The sequence below is a fragment of the Pseudomonas sp. 2995-1 genome (assembly GCF_002742505.1).
Classification (GTDB): Bacteria; Pseudomonadota; Gammaproteobacteria; order Pseudomonadales; family Pseudomonadaceae; genus Aquipseudomonas; species Aquipseudomonas sivasensis.
In genome coordinates this window covers 1-373 of sequence record NZ_LJSA01000497.1, presented here as the reverse complement: position 1 = coordinate 373, position 373 = coordinate 1, and the positions used below count along the sequence as shown (strand labels likewise).

Genomic DNA, 373 nt, shown 5'->3' with positions numbered 1-373 from the left:
GGTATGCTTTGAGTAATTCATCGATGTATATGGAACCGACTAATTGGTTCTGAGTGTTTGTGACAAAGAGCTCAATCGGGATATTATCTTTTCTAGATTGAATTAATAATAGTACATCTTCTATTGTCATATCAGTAGTAGTCGAAATGAAATCGGTATTCATAATCGCCCCTACAGTATTCAACGGTACATTCATCTGACTCAAAATGAGTTCTTTCTTTCCATTATCTATGATGTTAATTAACTCTTTTCTTTCGGATTTTTTCATCGTCTGTAACAGTGCAACGAGCTGATAAATTGAGAATCTATCTAAACATTGTTTCGCATAATGGCTTGGCATTTTTTGAAGAATTTGTTTTTGATTTTGTATATC

The 373-nt window shown here is 32.7% G+C and carries 1 protein-coding gene; it reads right to left on the bottom strand.

What is annotated here, in order from left to right:
- A partial coding sequence (locus AOA61_RS27230; protein WP_143521262.1) for a CBS domain-containing protein occupies positions 1-373 on the bottom strand: 373 nt, incomplete at both ends.